The 1,286-nt window shown below is 61.7% G+C and carries 1 protein-coding gene; it reads right to left on the bottom strand.

Annotated features, from left to right (window positions below; all coding sequences use genetic code 11):
* Window positions 1-35 precede the first annotated feature (35 nt).
* Window positions 36-1,216, bottom strand: a protein-coding gene (locus J5J83_RS22825) for an IS3 family transposase (protein WP_212353707.1) whose coding sequence is annotated in 2 segments (ribosomal slippage) — window positions 36-964 and window positions 964-1,216 — 1,182 coding nt in all. Because the reading frame shifts where the segments join, the coding sequence is not laid out codon by codon here.
* Between the last annotated feature and the right edge of the window lie 70 nt (window positions 1,217-1,286).

Below are 1,286 nucleotides of genomic sequence, written 5' to 3'. Positions count from 1 at the left end.
GTGCCCTACGTTTTCCGCCTTCCAAGCGGTCGTCCTTATGCTGCCATTTCTTGCTGATCCTGTCGTTCGATCCAGTTTTGCAGGAACGTGGTCGGGGACAGGTATCCCAAGGAGGAGTGGCGGCGGCTCCGGTTGTAGAACACGGCGATGTACTGGAACAGATCGCTCTTGGCTTCGTTGCGAGTCGTATAGCTCACGCCATGAACTCGCTCATTTTTGAGGCTGTTGAAGAAGCTCTCGGTCGGGGCATTGTCCCAGCAGTTGCCCTTGCGCGACATCGATCCGCGCATGCCGTATTTGGCCAGGCGGGCTTGGTAGGCATGACTGGCATATTGGCTTCCCCGGTCGGAATGGAACAGCACCCCGGGTTCCGGCCTACGGCGGAACCACGCCATCGACAGCGCATCGAGTACCAGGTCGGTCGTCATCCGCGGCTTGATCGACCAGCCGATCACTTCGCGGTTGAACAGATCGATCACGACTGCCAGATACAGCCAGCCCTCGGCGGTGGCGATGTAGGTGATGTCGCCCGTCCACACTCGGTTCGGGGCGTCAGGCCCGAAGCGGCGATCCAGCACATTCTCTGCCACGGGCAGGCTGTGCCTGGAATCCGTGGTCGCCTTGTAACGCCGCTTGTGCCGCGCCCGGATGCCGTTCTCACGCATCAGGCGTTCGATGCGCGGCAGACCGATCCGGTAGCCACGCCCGCGCAACTCTGCGTGAATGCGTCGCGCTCCATACGCTTGCCGAACCTCCTGGTGAAGCGCGCGAATCAGGACCAGCGCCTGCGCATCGGTCAGCCGCTGGCGGTCCGGCGTACCGCCAGCCTGCCAGGCCCGAAAGCCGCTCTGGCTCACCGACAGGGCGTCGCACAGGACCGGCAACGGGAAGGATCTGCGCTGCTTCTCGATCCAGGCATATTTCACAGCAGCTCCTTCGCGAAATATGCCGTCGCTTTTTTTAGGATCTCATTTTCCATCTCGAGGCGCGCTACCTGGGCGCGTAACCGGGACAGCTCCATCTGCTCGGCAGTGATCTGCTTAGCACCGGCCGGGTTCAGCTTGCCCTCTTTCGCCGCCTTGACCCAGTTGCGCAGCGTCTGCTCGACCAGCCCCAGTTCTTCGGCGGCACGGGCAATGCTGCCGACCTCGTCGGCTCGCTTGACGGCCTGCTCCTTGAACTCGGCCGTGTATTCCTGTTTCGGGATGCGTTTCACGTCGTTCTTCCTGTCGTTGCGTCGATCGTACGACGACTACGTTGGAAGACGAAATTCGTGGGGCAGCTCA

The organism is Azoarcus sp. L1K30, assembly GCF_018122735.1.
In the GTDB taxonomy this organism is placed as follows: domain Bacteria; phylum Pseudomonadota; class Gammaproteobacteria; order Burkholderiales; family Rhodocyclaceae; genus Parazoarcus.
Note: the sequence above shows the minus strand (reverse complement) of the source record. Positions and strands in the feature narration are given on the sequence as shown.